Origin of the sequence: Rhodanobacter sp. FW104-R8 (assembly GCF_001617365.1) — a bacterium.
In the GTDB taxonomy this organism is placed as follows: domain Bacteria; phylum Pseudomonadota; class Gammaproteobacteria; order Xanthomonadales; family Rhodanobacteraceae; genus Rhodanobacter.
The window spans coordinates 14540-32760 of the sequence record NZ_LVJR01000110.1 but is presented as its reverse complement, the minus strand read 5'-3'; the positions used below and the strand labels follow the sequence as shown (position 1 = coordinate 32760).

Sequence of the window (18221 nt, the reverse complement as noted above, 5' to 3'; positions counted from 1 at the left end):
GCAGCTGGCCGGCGTGCAGGTCGACCATGCCTGGTCAGGGCTGATGAGCTATGCGCGTCACCAGATGCCGCAGATCGGCGGCGACGGCAACGGCCTGTGGTGGGCCCAGGCCTTCGGCGGGCACGGCCTGGCGCCGACCTGCGCCGCCGGCGAGCTGCTGGCCGCTGCCATCGCGCAGGGCGATGACGGCTGGAAACAGTTTGCCGGTTACGGCCTGGACAATACCCACCGGCCTTTCGGGTATCTTGCCGCGCAGGCCACGTACTGGTGGCAGCAGGGTCGCGATTGTCTGAAGACGAGGCTGGAAGGATGAGTGAGGCGAACCACCCCGAGATCAGCTGGGCCGATTTCGAAAAGGTATGGATCGTCGCCGGCACGGTGACGAAGGTCGAGGCATTCCCCGAGGCGCGCAAGCCGGCCTGGAAGGTATGGGTGGACTTCGGCCCCTACGGCGAGAAGAAGACCAGCGCGCAGATCGCCGCGCTGTACCGCGCGGAGGATCTCGTCGGGCGGCAGATCGTGGGCGTGATCAATTTCCCGGAAAAGCAGATCGGCCCGTTCCGCTCGCAGTTCCTGCTCACCGGCTTTCCCACCGACGAGGGCGTGGTGGTCACCGCAATCGAGCGCCCGGTGCCGAACGGTACCCGGCTGGCCTGAGCCGGTCGCATGTTGCCTGCGGTTCGCCCGCAACGCGCCAGCGCGGATCCGCTTTCGCCGGCCACCATGCGGGCTTCGTCCTCGCCGTGGAGCCCCGCATGAACCTGACCGTCCGCACGCTGTGGATCGGCACCGGCCTGTTGCTGGCCGGTTGGGCGCACGCGCACGAGGCGAGCTGGAACCGGCCGCGGCAGCCATTCCGCATCTACGGCAACAGCTGGTACGTGGGCACGCAGGGATTGAGCGCGATCCTGATCACTTCGCCGCAAGGCCACGTGCTGATCGACGGCACGCTGGAAGGCAAGGCGGCGCAGATCGAGGCGAACATCCGCGCGCTCGGTTTTCGCCTGTGCGACATCAAGTGGATTCTCAACTCGCATGCCCATGCCGACCATGCCGGAGCGATCGCCAGGCTGGCGCGCGACAGCGGCGCCACCGTGGCGGCGAGCGCGGCGGGGGCGAAGGCGCTGCGCCTGGGCGGCAACGACCCGGACGATCCGCAATTCGGCATGGCGCCGCGCTATCCGGCGGTCACGCCGGTCGAGGTGGTCGCCGACGACGCTGCCGTGCAGGTGGGGCCGATCGCGGTAGTGGCGCACTACACGCCCGGCCATACCCCGGGCAGCACCTCGTGGACCTGGCGCTCTTGCGAAGGAGGGCGTTGCCTGACGCTCGCCTACGTCGACAGCCTCACCGCGCTCGGCCGCCACGGCTTCCGTTACCGCGACGAGCCGGCCCGGGTCGCCGGCTTCCGCCAGACCTTCGCGATGGTGGCCAGCTTGCCCTGCGACATCCTGATCACGCCGCATCCCGAGGCCAGCGGCTTCATGCAGAGGGTTGCCGCACGCGATCGCGAGCATGCGCCCGATGCCCTGATCGACGCCGGTGCCTGTCGTGCCTATGCCGCGGTGGCGGAGCCGCGCTTCGAGGAACGCCTGGCGAAGGAGCTGCAGGGCGCGCGGCACGCCGGCAACTGAGGCAGTAGCGGCCCGCCTGATGGATCAGCGGTCCAGCCACACCTCCAGCCCCTGCGCATTCAGCTCGATGTCCATGCCCAGCAGCTGGCGCAGCGCGTCGCGACCCTGGCGCCAGCCATGGGCTTCGGCGCGCGCGGCATAGAGATCGGTGAGCGACTCCATCAGCATGACGTGCCGGTCCGGCTTGCCGTGGGCGGCGCGGGCCAGCACGACCATCGCGTCGATCTGCGCGTGCAGGTCGGCAGCCAGCCGTTCCACCTGCTCGACCCGGCCGTAGTGGGTGAGGTACATCGCGGCGGGTTTCAGCGCGAGCAGCCGCTCGATCGACGCATGCAGTGCCGGGGGATCGAACTGTACCGGTGACGTGGTCGGCAGGATGAACGGGCCGTTCGCGGTGTCGAAATCGCGATACGACAGGCCGAACACGTCGCCGGTGAAACACGCGTTGGCGCGTTCGTCGTACACGGTGAGGTGGTGCTTCGCGTGGCCAGGCGTATCGATACAGTGCAGCGGCCGGCCGGCCAGCTCCACCGCGTGCCCGTCCGGTGCCTCGACGACGCGTTCGGCGGGGATCGGGCGCAAGCGGCCGTAGGTATGCTCCATCACCGCCTCGCCGTACACCGCGCTGGCGCCGGCCCACAGCACGGACGGATCGATCATGTGGCGCGCGCCGCGCGGATGCACCACCAGCTTCGCGTTCGGCAACCGCGCGATCAGTTCGCCGGCACCGCCGGCGTGGTCCAGGTGCACGTGGGTGAGGATCAGCCAGTCCACCGCGGCGGCGGAAATCCCGGCTTCGTCCAGTGCCGCCAGCATGCGCGGTACGGCGAAGTTCGTGCCGCAGTCGATGAAGGCGCCGCGGCCGCTCTCGACCACCAGGTAGGCCGCGTCGAACCGCGGCCGCACGAAGCCGGTGTCGATGGTGTGGATGCCGTGGGTTGCCATGGTCAGCTTCTCGATCGGTTGATCCGTCGAGGTTAGCAAGCCGGCCCGACCGAGGCACTTGCACCTTGGTCGGGCGTCAGCCTTTCATCCTGGCGGCCTTCGGTGGCCGCGGCACGCGCCACAGGTACCAGGCGGCGGCGGTGCGATGCGGGCTCCAGGCGACGCCGATCGCCGCCAGCGCCTTCGGCGTGGGCGCCGTTTCCAGCGACTTCAGCAAGCGGTAGCCCTCGCGCACGCCGAAGTCGTCCACGGGCAGGATGTCGAGCCGGTCGAGGCTGTAGATCAGGAACATTTCCACGGTCCAGCGGCCGATGCCTTTCAATGCACCGAGCCGGGCGATCATTTCCTCATCGGGCAAGGTCAGGGCCGTGGCCAGGTCCGGTACCACGCCACCCAGCGTGGCTGTGGCGATGCCGCGGATCGTCTCGGTCTTGCGTGCCGAAAACCCACATCCGCGCATCGCGTCGATCGCGGTATCGAGCAATTGCTCCGGTGAAGGAAACGCCTGCCGCGGGTACAGCGCCAGCAGCCGCGCCAGGATCGCGTCGCCGGCCTTCACGTGCAACTGCTGGTAGGCCACCGCGCGTACGAGTGCCTCGTACGGCTCGCGTGCCGGTTTCGGTTCGTGCCCGCAGGGGCCGACCTGCGCGACCAGGCGCGCCCAGTCGGCGTCGATCGCGGCCAGGAAGGTGGATGCATCGACGCTGCGCTTCATCTAGCCGGCCCGGCGGAAGGTGAGGTTGATGCGACAGTCGCCCAGCGCGGTGTGATGATTCGGCTTCAGCGGCAGCACGCCGTGGTAGCGCAGCCGCGCCGGACCGCCCCATACCACCACATCGCCATGCGCCAGCGGCACGCGTTGCGCACGATCGGAACGCTGCAAGCCGCCAAACAGGAACACCGCCGGAATGCCCAGCGAGACCGACACGATCGGCTGGCCCAGGTCACGCTCGTCGCGATCCTGGTGCAGGCTCAGCCGCGTGCCCGCTTCGTAGCGGTTGACCAGGCAGGCATCCGGCACGAAGCCGGTGAAACCGGCGTGCGCCGCGGCAGTAGCCGCCAGGTGCAGGAATACCCGTGGCATCGGTGGCCATGGTCTGCCGCTGTCCGGATCGATCGGGTCGTAGCGGTAACCGCGGCGGTCGCTGACCCAGCCCAGCGATCCCGCATTGGTCATCGCCACCGACATGCGGAAACCGCCGGGCGTGGCCAGGTGGCGGAACGGCGCCTGCGCCACGATCGCGTCGAGCGCCTGCAGCAACGCCGCCTCATCCGCCAGCGCAAACCCGCGCAGCACCATCGCGCCCTCGCCCAGGGGTTCATCCCGGCGGACAGGAGCGGCAGCGAACAGGTCGGTGGTGATCATGTGGCGTCGTGGAAGATGATGCCAAGCGTGTGGCGATGGCCACTGCGCACGCGGCTGACGCCGTGGCGCATGGCCACTCGGTAGCTGCCGCGCGCGCCCTGCACCGGCCGCTGGTGCACCGCGAACACCGCTGCGTCGCCCTGGTGCAGCGGCACCACTTCGGCGCGCGACTGCATGCGCGGGCGCTGCTCGGTCAGCACGAATTCGCCGCCGCCGAAATCGCGTCCCGGCTCGGACAGCAGGATCGCCAGCTGCAACGGAAACACGTGCTCGCCGTACAGGTCCTGGTGCAGGCAGTTGTAGTCGCCTGCGCCGTACTGCAGCAGCAACGGGGTGGGGCGCCGCTGGCTGGCGGCGTGACAGCGGTCGATGAATTCGGCGTGGGTGGCGGGGTAGCGCGCGGGCAGCCCCATCGACGCGTTCCAGCGGTTGGCGACGGGCGCCAGCCGCGGGTAGACCGCACTGCGCAGCACGGCCACCAGCTCCGGCAGCGGATAGCTGAAATAGCGGTATTCGCCGCGGCCGAAGCCGTGGCGGCTCATCACCACGCGGCTGCGGAAGCCCTTGTCGTCGGCGTACATGGCGGCCAGCGCCGCGCACTCCTGCGGCGACAGCAGGGCCTCCAGCACCGCGCAACCGTGTGCGTCGAGTTCATCGGCGATGCCGGCCCAGTCGTACACCGGCAGCCGTGCATCGGCTTCGGGGGCAGGGCGCAGCTGCGCATTCATGCTTGCGCCTCGCGGTCCAGCAGCGCGCGCTTGCGCTGCACGCCCCAGCGGTAGCCGGACAAATCGCCGTCGTTGCGCACCACGCGGTGACAAGGGATCGCCACCGCCAGCAGGTTGCTGGCACAAGCCTGCGCCACCGCCCGCGTCGCCGTGGGCGAGCCGATGCGCCGCGCGATCTCGCTGTAGCTGGCGGTGCTGCCGGCCGGAATCTCGCGCAGCGCCTGCCACACGCGCTGCTGGAAGGCGGTGCCGCGCACGTCCAGCGGCAGGTCCAGGCCGATTGCGGGAGCCTCGACGAAACCTACCACCTGCGCCACCAACTGCTCGTAGTCGCGGTCGCCACCGATCAGCCTGGCCTTCGGGAAGCGATCCTGCAGCTCGCGAGCCAGCGCATCCGGGTCGTCGCCGAGCAGGATCGCGCACACGCCGCGTTCGCTCTGCGCGACCAGAATCGCGCCCAGCGAGCATTCGCCGATGGCGAAGCGGATCTCGCTGTCGGCGCCGCCGGCGCGATAGCTGGAGGGCGTCATGCCCAGCACCTGGTTGGCGGTTTCGTAGAAGCGGCTGCTGGCGTTGTAGCCAGCGTCGAAGATCGCTGCGGTCACCGAAGCGCCGCGCTCCAGCTCGTTGCGCACGCGACGGCTGCGATGCGCCGTGGCGTACTGCTTCGGGGTCACGCCGGTGACGGCCTTGAACACGCGGTGGAAGTGGAACGGGCTGAGCCCAGTCGGTCGTGCCAGCTGCTCCAGCGTGGGCGTCGTCTCGGCCTGCGCGATCGCGCGGCAGGCGGTGGTGACCAGCGCCGCATGCTGCTCCGCCAGCGACGGCTGGTCAGGCTTGCAGCGCTTGCACGGGCGAAAGCCGGCGCGTTCCGCCTCGGCGGCGGTGGCGTGGAACGCCACGTTCTCGGGCCGGGCCGGGCGCGCCACGCAGGATGGGCGGCAGTACACGCCGGTGGTTTTCACCGAATAGAAGAAGCTGCCGTCAGCACGCGTGTCGCGCGCCTGCACCGCGGCCCAGCGCGGGTCGGTAACGGTGGTGGCAGCAAGCACGGTCTGTTTGTCGGAGGTTTTCATGACTGTTCCTTCCCGAAGATTATCTCGTGCAGCCAATCTACGGATCGGTCGGCCCCGCCACACCCCGGGTCTTGCGGTCGAATTCGAGCCGGCTCACCACGCCAGCACGAGCTTGCCGATATGCGCACTGCCCTCCATCAGCGCGTGCGCCCGGGCCGCTTCGGCCGCGGGAAAGACCTGATGGATCACCGGCCGCACCGTGCCTGCTTCGAGCAGTGGCCAGACCTTTTCATGCAGCTGGCGGGCCAGCGCCCCCTTGAACGCCACGTCGCGCGCACGCAAGGTGGAACCGGTGAGGGTGAGCCGGCGACGCATGATCGTGCCGGCGTCGATGGCCGCCTTGCTGCCGCCCAGCGTGGCGATGAAGACCAGCCGGCCGCCTTCGGCCAGCGCTTCGATCTCGCGCGGGATGTAGTCGCCTGCGACCATGTCCAGGATCACGTCCACACCGCGGCCCCCCGTCGCCTGTTTCACCACGGCGACGAAATCCTCTCTGTGGTAGTCGATCGCGCGCTCTGCGCCCAGCCGCTCACACGCGGCGCATTTCTCCGCATTGCCGGCGGTGGCGAACACGCGATGGCCGAACGCGTGGGCGAGCTGGATCGCGGTGACCCCGATGCCGCTGGAACCGCCCTGTACCAGCAAGGTTTCCCAGGCGCCGCCTTCGCCGCGGCCAAGCTGGCCGCGCTCGAACACGTTGTTCCATACAGTGAAATGGTTCTCCGGGAGTGCCGCCGCCTCGACCATCGAGAATCCCGCCGGCACCGGCAGGCACTGCGGCAGCGGCGCCACCGCGTATTCGGCATAGCCGCCGCCGGCGAGCAGGGCGCACACCGCATCGCCCGGCTCGAAGCCGAACGGGTTGCCGCCGGTGAAGTCGCCTTCCACCAGGATGCCGGCCACCTCCAGCCCGGGCAGGTCGGAGGCGCCCGGCGGTGGCGCGTAGTTGCCCTGGCGCTGGAATACGTCCGGCCGGTTGACCCCGGCCGCGGCTACCTTGATCAGCACCTCGCCCGGGCCCGGCTGCGGGATCGGCCGTTCGGTCAGCCGCAACACCCGCGGGCCGCCCGGCCGGACGATCTCGACGGCTTGCATGGTGGGCATGGGCGTGCTCCGCGGCGGCGTGTCGATGCCGTCAACACTAGCGGCGACACGCGCGAAATCAAGCGTATCGGCTCAGCTGTCGCCGGCCTTCAGCCAGGCGAGGAAGTCGGCCTGCATCTCGGCGCTCAGGCCGTGGTCGATCGGGTAGATCCGGGTCTCGTGCGGCACCTGCAGCGCATCCAGCCATTGATCGGCGCGCTGTGCCCAGCTCACCGGCAGCTTGCTGTCGTGGGCGCCATGGGCGATGAAGGCGCGCAGGCCGGCCAGTTGCGTCCGGTCGGCCAGCTGCGGTTCCAGCTCGGGCAGGATGCGGCCGGACAGCACGGCGAACCCGGCCACGCTGTGCGGTGCGGTCAGCCCCACGCTGGCGCTGAGGATGCCGCCCTGGCTGAATCCGGCGATCACCGTATGGCGCGGTTCGATGCGCCAGGCTGCCTGCAGTTGCCCGATCAGGCGGATCAGCGCGAGCCGGCTCTGCTCCGCTTCGGCGGCATCGATGCTGGGGCCGTCGGCGGTGAACGCCACGCGGAACCAGCCGTACTGTCCCGGCGCGAAAGCCAGCGGGCCGCGGGGCAGCACCACCAGCATATCGGGATCGGCCGCGTCGGCCAGCGGGGCGAGGTTGCCCTCGTTGCCGCCGACCCCGTGCAACAGCAGCAACAACGCCTTCGGGGCGGCCGGCCGCGGTTCGCGCAGGCGGAAGGAGAGGCCCGAGGCAGGATCGTCCTGCAGCGGGCCGAGCGGGGAGGGTGACGGAATGGACATGGCGAACTCTCGTGGCGTGGCTCGATGGAAGCGGCGGCCGACCGATCGCCGCCGGCCGGATCACGCTGCCGCGTCCACCAGCACCAGTTCGGCGTCTTCCAGCGCGGTCACTTTCAACACCGACTCGTCGCGGATCGCGGCGCCGTCGCGGGCGTGCAGCTTCACGCCGTTGAGTTCCACCTTGCCGGTGGCCGGCACCAGATAGGCGTAACGGCCGGGGGCCAGCGCGTACTCGGTGCTTTCGCCGGCCTTGAGCGTGGCGCCCAGCACGCGCGCGTCGGTGCGCAGCGGCAGCGCCTCGGTATCGTCCTTGAAGCCGCTGGCCAGCGCCACGAAGCGGCCCGAACGATCCCCCTTGGGAAACGGCCGCGCGCCCCACGACGGCGCCCCGCCGTTCCGGTCGGGGATGATCCAGATCTGGAAGATGCGCGTGGTCACGTTCTCCAGGTTGTACTCGGCGTGGGTGATGCCGCTGCCCGCGCTCATCACCTGCACGTCGCCGGCCTCGGTGCGGCCCGCGTTGCCCAGGCTGTCCTTGTGGCTGATCGCGCCTTCGCGCACGTAGGTGATGATCTCCATGTCCGCGTGGGGATGCGGCGGGAAGCCGGTCTGCGGCGCGATGGTGTCGTCGTTCCACACGCGCAGCGCGCCCCAGCCCATGCGCTTCGCGTCGTGGTAGCCGGCGAAGGAGAAATGATGCTTGGCCTTGAGCCAGCCGTGGTCGGCTCCGCCCAGGCTGTCGAAGGGTCTGCGTTCAATCACGGCGATGCTCCTCATGTTCATCGCGCCAGGATGGCGCCCGGGTGCAACATAAGGCTACGCAGCGCCGCCTGAAACGGGCGCGAAGGAAACGGATTGTCGCCGTTCCGGCGCCAGTGCCGGCTTACCAGTCGGTGGGCCGGTAATCCTTCAGGAATTGGCCCCACACGTGCTCGCCGGTGTTGATGCCGTGGATGATCGGGTCGACGATGCGGGCGGCACCGTCGACGATGTCCAGCGGCGGGTGGAAGCGTTCCTCGCGCACCTTCTTTGCGGCCAGCTCGGCGGGGTCCTCGTCGGTCACCCAGCCGGTGTCGACGCTGTTCATGTGGATGCCGTCGTTGTGGTAGTCGGTGGCCGCGGTGCGCGTCATCATGTTCAGCGCGGCCTTGGCCATGTTGGTGTGCGGGTGGCGGGTGGTCTTGAAGCTGCGGTAGAACTGGCCCTCCATCGCCGACACGTTGACGATGTGCTTGTCGCGTTCGCCCGTGCGCAGCATCAGCGGCTTCAGCCGCGCGTTGATGATGAACGGCGCGATCGCGTTGACCAGCTGCACCTCCAGCAACTCCACCGACGGCACCTCGGCCATCAGCAGCCGCCACGAGTTGCGCTGGCGCAGGTCGACCTGCTGCAGGTCCTGGTCCAGCCGGCCTTCGGGGAACAGGTGGCTCTGCGCCAGCAGTTCCTCCGGCAGCAGCGGCAGCTGCGACAACTCGGCGGCGCGGGTCAGTCCGGCCAGTTCCGGCCCGCGCCCGGCCAGCGCGGTGCCGCCGGGCAGGATCTCCGCGCCGCGCAGGCCCTCGTAATGGCCGACCAGCCCGCGCACGTGCCCGGGCAGCTCGTGCAGCGCGGCGGTCTCGCCTTCCATCATGTGCGCGTAGAAATCCGGCGGCCGGCGCACGGTCTGGCAGGCGTTGTTGATGATGAAGTCCAGCCGCGGCCGCGTCGCCACCAGTTCCTGGCAGAACGCCTCGACGCTGGGCGTGTGGCGCAGGTCCAGGCCGTAGACCTGCAGGCGGTGGCCCCATGCGGCGAAGTCCGGCTCGGCCGCGTAGCGCGCCGCCGAGTCGCGCGGGAAGCGCGTGGTGACGATCAGCTCGGCGCCCGCGCGCAGCAGCTTCAGGCCGGCCTGGTAGCCGATCTTCACGCGGCCGCCGGTGAGCAGGGCCACGCGCCCGCGCAGGTCGGCCAGTTCGCCGCGCTTGGCGTAGTTGAACGCGGCACACTCGGGGCACAACTGGTCGTAGAAGAAATGGATGGACGTGTACTTGCGCTTGCACACGTAGCAGTGCTTCGGCTCGACCGACTCGCGCGGTTGCACAGCATCGGCCTCGGGCGGGACGTCGTGCGGCAGGAAGCCTTCCGGCGCGAACACGTTGGGCGTGGTGAACACCGGCTTGCGGCGCAGCGTGCGGATGCCGGTCCGCTCCAGCACGATTTCCTCGGCCTGTACCTTCGAGGCGTGGCGTGCCTTCTCGGCCGCCTTCAGCTTGATCCGGCGCACCGCCGGGTCGGGGTGGTAGACCTGCGCCACCGCCTGGTGCAGCCGCTGGCGGTCCTCGGCCGGGAGCCGGTCCAGCAGTTGTCGGTCGGCCGCCACCGATTCCAGCAGTGTCGCCGCGGCGCGCAGGCGCTCCAGCAGGTTGGCGTCCGCGTCGTCGGGCAAGGGCAGGGGGCCGGGCTTGATGGTCAAGGAGGTCTTCCGTCGTGATGGGGCGAAGCGTCGCCAACCGCCTATTTTGCCTGCTTCGGGCGGGTTTTCGGGAATCGCTGTGACAGGCAGCGCCCGGCGTCGCCGGCCACCAAGCAGAATCGGATTTTTGAAATTGGGATATTGCGCACAGTTCGATGGCATGACTAATGCTGAAGTTACGCCGTAACCGCCCAGGCCGGGCGGCGTAGCAGTACCCGGGTGGAGTATGGCGCTGGCAGGATCGAGCGCGATGGCCGCCCACAGCGATGAAGGCTTCCGCGTGTCGACAGCAGCAAGTGCGCATGTACAAGAGGCCGCCACGGCCCGGTCTGTCGCTGTGTTCCCTCCCACCGTTGATGCCTTGCTGGGCGACTTGCCCACGGCGCACCGTGCCTTGCCGATCGGCCACCGCGTGGCTGGGCAGGGCTGCCACGGCACGAAAACGGGCCGCGGCCTGCACGCGGCGGCGCGCATCCGTTTCGTCTACTTTCCGTCGGTCGACGGGGATGATTGCCGGGCGCTCTCCCACCCGCACCTGACCCTTGCCGAAGTCCTGCTGGACCGCGTGCTGGCTGCCCGTGCCGCCGGCCTGCGGCCGATGGCTCCCACGCTCGACTACGCCGCCGAGGCGCGCGCCACGGTGCGGCCGCCGCGCAGCATGTTCCATCCGGCCACGCTGGAATACCGCCGCTGGTACCGCACGGACGGCAGTGCACGCACCCAGCCGCTGACCCGCGAAGCGCTCGCGCTGCGGCTAGCGGCTACCGACGAACTGCCGATGAAGGAGGCGCGGGCCCGCGTCGCACAGCGCTCGCATGCGCTGCCGGCAGCCGACCAGGCATGGCTGGTCGATCGCCGCCATACGCCGCTGGAGCGGCGCCCGCTCAACCAGACGGAGTTCCGGATGCTGGTGCGCGCCCTGGATGTCATCTGGGACGTCTCGGGCGGCAACTCGCACATGGATCGCGTGAACCGCCGTATCGCGCTGCGCGCGGTCGCCGTGCTGGGCAACCTGCTGGACGAGTACGTCGCCTCGCCGTTCCAGTCTGCCGCGTTGGCCGAAACCTTCAACGAGTACCACCTGGCGCACCTGCGCCGGACCATCGAGAACTCGCGGCAGGCCGAATCCGCCTCGTGCGTCCTGCTGGCCGGGCCCAAGGCCTGGTTCGCCGCCAAATCGGCGCGGATGCGCGCCGAACATCAGCTCGGCCTGGCCAAGTCGCCGATGGCAGCCACCACGATGCGCCTGTCGGAGCGTCCGGTCGTCGCCATGGTCGGCGGCCGCCTGCACACATTCGTGGGCGGCCGACGCCCAGGCGCCCTCATGGCGCCGGCCGTGCCGACCTACGCCACGTTCGGCTGAGCCGCCAGCCGATCCATCGCTGATCCATCCGGTTGCCGATGCAACGGGCGGATGCGTGGCCGCATCTCCGCCATTGAACCGTGCGCCCGCATCCACCAGGCCAGAACCGCTCAGGCCGAACCAGGCCAAAGCCCGCTTGCGGCAGCAGCGCCGCATCGTTGCTGCAGGGGCACCCCCTGCTGGCGCATTCATCCGGACTTAACCCGCAGCGCGTTTGTGCTGCGCCGCGCATCCTGGCCGTAGTGGGTTGCCTCACGAACCGGCGGGCCTGACGACGCGAAAAGCGAGGAAACCATGAACACGACGGGGCCATCCAATGCCGTGCTGGCCAATCTTCGGCGGCTGCTGCCGGAGCTGGAGGGGCTGTATACCGACGTGCATGCGCATCCCGAACTGTCGATGCAGGAGGTTCGCACTGCGGGGCTGGCGGCCGAGTGGCTGCGCAAGGGCGGGCTACGAGGTGAGCACGGGCATCGGCAAGACGGGCGTGGTCGGCGTGCTTCGCCATGGCGAAGGGCCGGTCGTGATGCTGCGCGCCGACATGGATGCGCTGCCCGTCGCGGAAGTCACCGGCGTGCCGTATGCCAGCAAAGTGACCGCCACCGATCCCGAGGGCCGCACGGTGCCGGTGATGCACGCCTGCGGCCACGACATGCACGTGACCTGGCTGGCCGGTGTGGCCACGCTGTTGGCGCAGGCGCGCGAGGCCTGGCACGGCACGATCCTGGCGGTGTTCCAGCCCGGTGAGGAAACCGCCCAGGGCGCGCAGGCAATGATCGACGACGGCTTGCTCAAGCGCTACCCGAAACCGGACGTGGTGCTCGGCCAGCACGTGATGTTCGGCCCGGCCGGTGCCGTCGCCGGGCGCACCGGCGTGATCACCTCGGCGGCAGACAGCTTCCAGATCCGCCTGTTCGGGCGGGGCGCGCACGGCTCGATGCCGCAGGCCAGCATCGACCCGGTGGTGATGGCGGCGTCCGTGGTGCTGCGGCTGCAGACCATCGTGTTGCGCGAGATCGCCGCGGCGGAGTCGGCAGTGGTCACCGTCGGTGCGCTGCAGGCGGGCACCAAGCAGGCGGGCACCAAGGAGAACGTGATCCCGGACGAAGCGATCATCAAGCTCAACGTCCGCACCTTCGACGAAGGCGTGCGCCAGCGCGTGCTGGCCGCGATCACGCGCATCGTGAACGCCGCGGCCGCGGCCTCGGGCGCGCCGCGGCCGCCGGAGATCACGCCGCTGGACCGCTACGACCTGGTGTCCAACGACCAGGCGGCCAGCGCGCACGTGGTGGAGGCGTTCCGCCAGCACTTCCCGCCGGAAAGCGTGCGCCAGACCGGCCCGGCGCCGGCCAGCGAGGACTTCGGTTCGTTCGGCACGCAGTGGGGCGTGCCGTCGGTGTTCTGGTTCGTGGGCGGCACCGACCCGGCGGTCTATGCCAAGGCCAAGGAGGCCGGCAAGATCCAGGAACTTCCCACGAACCACAATCCGCGCTTCCTGCCCGTGCTGCATCCCACGCTGGAAACCGGCGTGGAGGCGATGGTGGTGGCGGCCATGGCCTGGCTGGGCACCGTGCCGGCGAGCGGGAGCCGATAGGGCATCGGATCGGCAGGTTGGCCAAGGGTTGCCTCGCCACCGCGACCGCGCATCCATGCTTCGATGCAAATGGAAACGGCGCCCGTGTTGCCACGACGCCGTTTCTGTTTCAGCGGAAGTCGCCCGGCGCCTGCGCATGCCGGCGCGGCGAACGGACTCAGAGCGCCTCGAAAATCCCCGCCGCGCCCATGCCGGTGCCGATGCACATGGTCACCATGCCGTACTTCTGCTTGCGCCGGCGCATGCCGTGCACCAGCGTGGCGATGCGAACCGCGCCGGTGGCGCCGAGCGGGTGGCCCAACGCGATGGCGCCACCGAGCGGATTGACCTTGGCCGGGTCGAGCTTGAGATCACCGATGACGGCAAGAGCCTGGGCGGCGAAGGCTTCATTGAGTTCGATCCAGTCGAGCTGATCCTGGCTGATGCCGGTCTGCCTGAGCGCCTTCGGGATCGCTTCCTTGGGGCCGATGCCCATGATCTCCGGGCGCACGCCGGCGACGGAGAAGCCGACGAAGCGGGCCAGCGGCTGCAAGTTGTACTGCTTGATCGCCTTTTCGCTGGCCAGCAGCACGGCGCCGGCGCCGTCGGACATCTGGCTGGAATTGCCGGCGGTGACGGTGCCGCCGAACTGGCCGTTGCGGAACACGGTCTTGAGCTTGGCCAGCACGTCGGCGGTGGTGCCGGCGCGCGGGCCTTCGTCGTTCTCGATCAGGCGGCTGTCGGTGACGATGCCGCGGGTGGCGAGATCGGGATAGTGGTCGGCGAGCTGGTACGGGGTGATCTCGTCCTTGAACTCGCCGGCGGCCTGGGCGGCGAGCGCGCGGCGGTGGCTTTCCACCGAGAACGCGTCCTGCTGCTCGCGGCTGACTTTCCACTGCTTGGCCACGTTCTCGGCGGTGATGCCCATGCCGTAGGCGATGCCGATGTGCTCGTTGTCGAAGATGCCCGGGTTCATCGCCACCTTGTGGCCCATCATCGGCACCATGCTCATGCTCTCGGTACCGCCGGCGAGCATCAGGTCGTCCTCGCCGAGGCGGATGCGGTCGGCCGCCATCGCCACCGATTGCAGGCCCGACGAGCAGAAGCGGTTGATGGTGACGCCGGGCACGGTATCGGGCAGGCCGGCCAGCAGTACGCCGATGCGCGCCACGTTCATGCCCTGCTCGGCCTCGGGCATGGCGCAGCCGATGATGGCGTCGCCGATCTGGTGTGGGTCGATGCCGGGCGCCTGCGCCATCACGGCGCGGATCACGTGGGCGAGCATGTCGTCCGGGCGGGTGTTGCGGAACACGCCGCGCGGCGCCTTGCCGACCGGGGTGCGGGTGGCGGCGACGATGTAGGCGTCTTGCACTTGCTTGGTCATTTCGTTCTCCGTTGCCCTCGCGCGTGGCGCGGATTCGGGCGAAGTTTTGTCGTGGCTTGCGGGGACAACCATCCCCACCCCAGCCCTTCCCTTGAAGGGGAGGGAGCAGGGCGCGCTCAGTTCCTGAGCGGTTTGCCGGTGGTCATGGTGTGGGCGATGCGGGCCTGGGTCTTCTCGGTCTTCGCCAGTTCCACGAAGTGCTTGCGCTCGAGCGCAAGCAGCCATTCCTCGTCCACCGTCGAGCCGCGTTCGATCACGCCGCCACACAGGGTGTCGGCGATGCGCTTGGCGATCTCCACGTCATGCTCGGAGGCAAAGTAGCCGGCCTGCAGGTTGGCCAGCGAGGCGCGGAAGGTGGCGGTGCCCACGTCGCCGGCGACCGGGATCGCGCGGGCGGGCAGCGGCGGGCGGTAGCCGCTCTCGGCCAGCGCGTTGGCCACCTGCTTGGCCACGTAGAGCAGTTCGTAGGCGTTGAACACCACCACGTCGCTGTCGCGCAGCAGCCCCATGTTCTTCGCCTCGATCGCGCTGGGTGAGACCTTGGCCATCGCCACGGTCTCGAACACCTTCTTCAGTTCCTCGAACGGGTCGGCCGGGTTCGCCTTGGCGGCGCGCACGGCCAGTTCATGCAGGCCGCCACCGGCCGGCAGCAGGCCCACGCCGGCCTCGACCAGGCCGATGTAGCTTTCCAGCGCCGCCACGGTGCGCGCCGAATGCATCTGGAATTCGCAGCCGCCGCCCAGCGCCAGGCCGCGCACGGCAGCCACCACCGGCACCAGCGAATGCTTGATGCGCATGCTGGTGCGCTGGAAGTTGGCGACCATCTTCTCGAAGTCGCCGAACTTGCTTTCTTTCAGCAGGCCCAGCGCGCCCTTGAGGTCGGCGCCGGCGGAGAACGGCTCGCTGGTCTGCCAGATCACCACCGCCTTGAGTTTTTCCTCGGCGATGCCGATGGCGTGCTGGATGCCGCCGAGCACGTGGTCGTTGACGGTGTGCATCTTGGTCTTGAACGAGAGGATGCCGATACCGTCGTCGCCCAGCGTCCACAGGCGCACGCCGTCGTTCTCCCACACGGTATTGCCCTGGTCGAACTTCTCGCCCAGGATCGGATCGGGGAACAGCTGGCGCTTGTACACGGGGTGCTGCGAGCGCGGCTTGTCGGCCTTGGCGCTGGCCGACCAAGAACCGGCCTTGCCGTGCACGCCGTTGCGGCCGTCGGTGACCCAGGCGGGCAAGGGTGCCTTGCTCATCGCCTTGCCGGCTGCGATGTCCTCGGCGATCCAGCCGGCCACCTGCTGCCAGCCGGCGGCCTGCCAGGTCTCGAAGGGCCCAAGCTTCCAGCCGTAGCCCCAGCGGATGGCGAAGTCCACGTCGCGCGCGGTGTCGGCGATGTCGGCCAGATGGTAGGCGGTGTAATGGAACAGGTCGCGGAAGGTGGCCCACAGGAACTGCGCCTGCGGGTCGCTGGACGCGCGCAGCTTGGCGAACTTTTCAGCCGGATCCTTGATGGCGAGGATGGCGGCGACTTCGTCGGAAGCCTTCTGCTCGCTCGGACGATAATCCTGCTTGGCCACGTCGAGCACCACGATGTCCTTGCCGGCCTTCCGGTAGAAGCCTGCGCCGTTCTTCTGGCCCAGCGCGCCCTTCTCGATCAGGCCGCTCAGCCACGCCGGCGCCTTGAAGTAGGCGTGCCACGGATCGTCGGCCAGCGTGTCGGCCATGGTCTTGATGACATGGGCCATGGTGTCCAGGCCCACCACGTCGGCGGTGCGGTAGGTGGCGCTCTTGGGGCGGCCCACGGCCGGGCCGGTCAGCGCGTCGACGGTGTCGAAGCCGAGCTTGAACTGCTCGGTGTGGTGCATGGTGGCCAGCATCGAGAACACGCCGATGCGGTTGCCGATGAAGTTCGGGGTGTCCTTGGCGATCACCACGCCCTTGCCGACGGTGGTGACGAGGAAGGCTTCAAGGCCGTCCAGCACGTTCCTGTCGGTGAGCCGGGTCGGGATCAGCTCGACCAGGTGCATGTAGCGCGGCGGGTTGAAGAAGTGCACGCCGGAGAAGCGGTGGCGCATTTCCTCCGGCAGCGCCTCGGCCAGGGTGTTGATCGACAGGCCCGAGGTATTGGAGGCGATGATCGCGGTCCTCGACAGGTGCGGGGCGATCTTCCGGTACAGGTCCAGCTTCCAGTCCATCCGCTCGGCGATCGCCTCGATCACCAGGTCGACGTCCTTGAGGTGTGCCATGTCCTCGTCATAGTTGGCCGGGATGATCGCGGCAGCGAGGTTCTTGTCGGCCAGCGGCGCCGGCGACAGCTTGGCCAGGTTGGCGATGGCCTTCAGCGCGATGCCGCTCTTCGGACCGTCCTTGGCGGGCAGGTCGAACAGCACGGTCTCGACGCCGGCGTTGGTCAGGTGCGCGGCGATCTGCGCGCCCATGACACCGGCGCCCAGCACGGCGGCCTTGCGGATGCGCAGCGCTGATGTAGGTGAGGATGCAGCGGTCATTGGCTTCTCCGATGGTGCAAGCAGGTTGGATCAGGTGATGAGGTCAGGGGTGGCTGAGTCCGGCGACGGCAAAGCGAACCAGGTGCTGGACGGTCTGCTCGCGATGCGCGTGCTCGCTGACGTCGCCCTTGCGCTGGATCATGCCGAAGCCGGACATCGCGTGGGTCAGCGCGCCGGTGACGAGGTCGATGCGCCAGTACAGCTCCGGTTTGCTCAGCTGCGGCAGCAGGCGGGCGAATTCGGCGGTGAACTGGCGCATCACGTGGCCGTAGTTGGTGGACAGGAACTGGCGCAGGCTGTCGTCGTGCTCGGCGAACGCGCGCGCCAGCACGCGCATGAACAGCGCGCCGCTGTTGTCATGGGACAGTTCGAGGGCCGGGCGGATGTAGGCTTCCAGCACGTCCTCGAGCGTGGTGTCCGGGGCGCCGGCGACCTTGGCCAGGGCAACCAGCCGGCTCTCGTTCAGCGCGTCCAGGCGGCGGCGGAACACCTCCTCGACCAGCTTTTCCTTGGAGCCGAAGTGGTAGTTGACCGCTGCCAGGTTCACCCCGGCTGCGGCGGTGAGCTGGCGCAGCGAGGCACCGTCGAAGCCGCGCTGGGCGAACAGGAGTTCGGCGGCGCCGAGTATCCGTTCCTTGGTCGAGCCGGAGCTGTTCACGGGGAAACCATCCATCGGCCACGGGCCGGTTCAAACGATCGTTTGAGCATACGCGGACAGTTCCGCGGTCGTCAAACGGTCGTTTGTTGCAAATTCCCGGCGACTTGCGTATGAGTTAGAATCTGTCAAACTTTCGTGAGTTAAATCCGCAATCTCTGTCGGATTTGACTGAATTCCCGCCGGCCGGGGGCCGGCGACGACCCCACTTCCATTCATCCGTTTTCCCGGAGCAGACCCGCATGGCGCTGGAGCGCACCCTTTCCATCATCAAGCCCGATGCCGTTGCCAAGAACGTCATCGGCGAAATCTACGCTCGTTTCGAAAAGGCCGGTCTCAAGATCGTCGCCGGCCGGATGAAGCAACTGTCGCGGAAGGAAGCCGAGGGCTTCTATGCCGTGCATCGCGAACGGCCGTTCTTCAAGGCGCTGGTCGAGTTCATGATCTCCGGTCCGGTGATGATTCAGGTGCTGGAAGGCGAGAACGCCGTGCTGGCCCACCGCGACCTGATGGGTGCCACCAACCCGAAGGAAGCCGCACCGGGCACGATTCGCGCCGACTTCGCCGACTCCATCGACGCGAATGCCGTGCACGGCTCCGATGCGGTCGAAACCGCCAAGGTGGAGATTGCTTATTTCTTCGCCGCGACGGACGTGTTGTCGCGTTAATTTG

18 protein-coding genes are annotated in these 18221 nt (G+C 68.8%); 6 read left to right on the top strand and 12 right to left on the bottom strand.

Annotated features, from left to right (window positions below; all coding sequences use genetic code 11):
• The 3 genes from RHOFW104R8_RS14255 to bla form a co-directional block, all read left to right on the top strand.
• The coding region (locus tag RHOFW104R8_RS14255) for an FAD-binding oxidoreductase (RefSeq protein ID WP_161487808.1) at positions 1-313 on the top strand (313 nt) is incomplete at its 5' end.
• Entirely contained in the window at positions 310-657 is a 348-nt protein-coding gene (locus tag RHOFW104R8_RS14250) for a tRNA-binding protein (protein ID WP_068090357.1), read from the top strand. The genes RHOFW104R8_RS14255 and RHOFW104R8_RS14250, both read left to right, overlap by 4 nt.
• 98 nt (positions 658-755) lie before the next feature.
• The gene (gene bla / locus RHOFW104R8_RS14245; protein ID WP_068090355.1) at positions 756-1634 is read left to right on the top strand and encodes a subclass B3 metallo-beta-lactamase; all 879 of its coding nucleotides are present in this window, start codon (positions 756-758) and stop codon (positions 1632-1634) included.
• Positions 1635-1658: 24 nt separating this feature from the next.
• Here the strand turns inward: bla and RHOFW104R8_RS14240 are convergent, their stop codons facing one another.
• From RHOFW104R8_RS14240 to RHOFW104R8_RS14200, 9 genes are all read right to left on the bottom strand, one after another.
• Positions 1659-2579: an MBL fold metallo-hydrolase gene (locus tag RHOFW104R8_RS14240; RefSeq protein WP_068090353.1), complete on the bottom strand. Its 921-nt coding sequence runs from the start codon at positions 2577-2579 to the stop codon at positions 1659-1661.
• 76 nt (positions 2580-2655) lie between these two features.
• The gene (locus RHOFW104R8_RS14235) at positions 2656-3294 is read right to left on the bottom strand and encodes a DNA-3-methyladenine glycosylase (RefSeq protein WP_068090351.1); all 639 of its coding nucleotides are present in this window, start codon (positions 3292-3294) and stop codon (positions 2656-2658) included.
• Complete coding sequence (gene alkB / locus RHOFW104R8_RS14230) at positions 3295-3945, bottom strand: DNA oxidative demethylase AlkB (protein ID WP_068090348.1); 651 nt, start codon at positions 3943-3945, stop codon at positions 3295-3297.
• Positions 3942-4673, bottom strand: coding sequence for a 2OG-Fe(II) oxygenase (locus tag RHOFW104R8_RS14225; RefSeq protein WP_068090346.1), 732 nt, complete (start codon positions 4671-4673; stop codon positions 3942-3944). Before RHOFW104R8_RS14225 ends, alkB begins: the two co-directional genes overlap by 4 nt.
• On the bottom strand, positions 4670-5749 hold the full coding sequence (gene ada / locus RHOFW104R8_RS14220; RefSeq protein ID WP_068090344.1) for a bifunctional DNA-binding transcriptional regulator/O6-methylguanine-DNA methyltransferase Ada: 1080 nt from the start codon (positions 5747-5749) through the stop codon (positions 4670-4672). The genes RHOFW104R8_RS14225 and ada overlap by 4 nt, the downstream gene beginning before the upstream one ends.
• 93 nt (positions 5750-5842) lie before the next feature.
• Positions 5843-6844, bottom strand: coding sequence for an NAD(P)H-quinone oxidoreductase (locus tag RHOFW104R8_RS14215; protein WP_068090454.1), 1002 nt, complete (start codon positions 6842-6844; stop codon positions 5843-5845).
• Positions 6845-6925: 81 nt separating this feature from the next.
• On the bottom strand, positions 6926-7618 hold the full coding sequence (locus tag RHOFW104R8_RS14210) for an alpha/beta hydrolase (RefSeq protein ID WP_068090341.1): 693 nt from the start codon (positions 7616-7618) through the stop codon (positions 6926-6928).
• A 60-nt stretch (positions 7619-7678) separates the two neighbouring features.
• Entirely contained in the window at positions 7679-8380 is a 702-nt protein-coding gene (locus tag RHOFW104R8_RS14205) for a pirin family protein (protein WP_068090453.1), read from the bottom strand.
• A gap of 121 nt (positions 8381-8501) precedes the next feature.
• Complete coding sequence (locus RHOFW104R8_RS14200) at positions 8502-10070, bottom strand: SDR family NAD(P)-dependent oxidoreductase (RefSeq protein ID WP_068090339.1); 1569 nt, start codon at positions 10068-10070, stop codon at positions 8502-8504.
• Positions 10071-10407: 337 nt separating this feature from the next.
• Between RHOFW104R8_RS14200 and RHOFW104R8_RS14195 the strand changes: the two genes are divergently transcribed.
• Both RHOFW104R8_RS14195 and RHOFW104R8_RS14190 read left to right on the top strand, forming a co-directional pair.
• A complete protein-coding gene (locus tag RHOFW104R8_RS14195; RefSeq protein ID WP_235604464.1) occupies positions 10408-11433 on the top strand; it encodes a hypothetical protein in 1026 nt (341 codons plus the stop codon).
• A 460-nt stretch (positions 11434-11893) separates the two neighbouring features.
• Entirely contained in the window at positions 11894-13027 is a 1134-nt protein-coding gene (locus tag RHOFW104R8_RS14190) for an amidohydrolase (RefSeq protein ID WP_235604463.1), read from the top strand.
• Between the two features lie 157 nt (positions 13028-13184).
• Here RHOFW104R8_RS14190 and RHOFW104R8_RS14185 read toward each other — a convergent pair whose 3' ends face one another.
• From RHOFW104R8_RS14185 to RHOFW104R8_RS14175, 3 genes are all read right to left on the bottom strand, one after another.
• The gene (locus RHOFW104R8_RS14185) at positions 13185-14390 is read right to left on the bottom strand and encodes an acetyl-CoA C-acyltransferase (protein WP_068090336.1); all 1206 of its coding nucleotides are present in this window, start codon (positions 14388-14390) and stop codon (positions 13185-13187) included.
• 116 nt (positions 14391-14506) lie between these two features.
• Positions 14507-16894, bottom strand: a complete 2388-nt coding sequence (locus RHOFW104R8_RS14180) for a 3-hydroxyacyl-CoA dehydrogenase/enoyl-CoA hydratase family protein (RefSeq protein WP_068090334.1) — start codon at positions 16892-16894, stop codon at positions 14507-14509.
• A 43-nt stretch (positions 16895-16937) separates the two neighbouring features.
• On the bottom strand, positions 16938-17552 hold the full coding sequence (locus RHOFW104R8_RS14175) for a TetR/AcrR family transcriptional regulator (protein ID WP_153021630.1): 615 nt from the start codon (positions 17550-17552) through the stop codon (positions 16938-16940).
• Positions 17553-17791: 239 nt separating this feature from the next.
• Between RHOFW104R8_RS14175 and ndk the strand changes: the two genes are divergently transcribed.
• A complete protein-coding gene (gene ndk, locus RHOFW104R8_RS14170; protein WP_068090325.1) occupies positions 17792-18217 on the top strand; it encodes a nucleoside-diphosphate kinase in 426 nt (141 codons plus the stop codon).
• The last annotated feature ends 4 nt before the right edge of the window (positions 18218-18221 follow it).

Bases quoted from the DNA above. Each gene is read 5' to 3' on its own strand.
- RHOFW104R8_RS14180 (WP_068090334.1), bottom strand. From the start codon at position 16,894: ATGACCGCTGCATCCTCACCTACATCAGCGCTGCGCATCCGCAAGGCC.
- ada (WP_068090344.1), bottom strand. From the start codon at position 5,749: ATGAAAACCTCCGACAAACAGACCGTGCTTGCTGCCACCACCGTTACC.
- RHOFW104R8_RS14240 (WP_068090353.1), bottom strand. From the start codon at position 2,579: ATGGCAACCCACGGCATCCACACCATCGACACCGGCTTCGTGCGGCCG.
- RHOFW104R8_RS14215 (WP_068090454.1), bottom strand. From the start codon at position 6,844: ATGCAAGCCGTCGAGATCGTCCGGCCGGGCGGCCCGCGGGTGTTGCGG.
- RHOFW104R8_RS14225 (WP_068090346.1), bottom strand. From the start codon at position 4,673: ATGAATGCGCAGCTGCGCCCTGCCCCCGAAGCCGATGCACGGCTGCCG.
- RHOFW104R8_RS14185 (WP_068090336.1), bottom strand. From the start codon at position 14,390: ATGACCAAGCAAGTGCAAGACGCCTACATCGTCGCCGCCACCCGCACC.
- alkB (WP_068090348.1), bottom strand. From the start codon at position 3,945: ATGATCACCACCGACCTGTTCGCTGCCGCTCCTGTCCGCCGGGATGAA.
- RHOFW104R8_RS14250 (WP_068090357.1), top strand. From the start codon at position 310: ATGAGTGAGGCGAACCACCCCGAGATCAGCTGGGCCGATTTCGAAAAG.
- ndk (WP_068090325.1), top strand. From the start codon at position 17,792: ATGGCGCTGGAGCGCACCCTTTCCATCATCAAGCCCGATGCCGTTGCC.
- RHOFW104R8_RS14235 (WP_068090351.1), bottom strand. From the start codon at position 3,294: ATGAAGCGCAGCGTCGATGCATCCACCTTCCTGGCCGCGATCGACGCC.
- RHOFW104R8_RS14210 (WP_068090341.1), bottom strand. From the start codon at position 7,618: ATGTCCATTCCGTCACCCTCCCCGCTCGGCCCGCTGCAGGACGATCCT.
- bla (WP_068090355.1), top strand. From the start codon at position 756: ATGAACCTGACCGTCCGCACGCTGTGGATCGGCACCGGCCTGTTGCTG.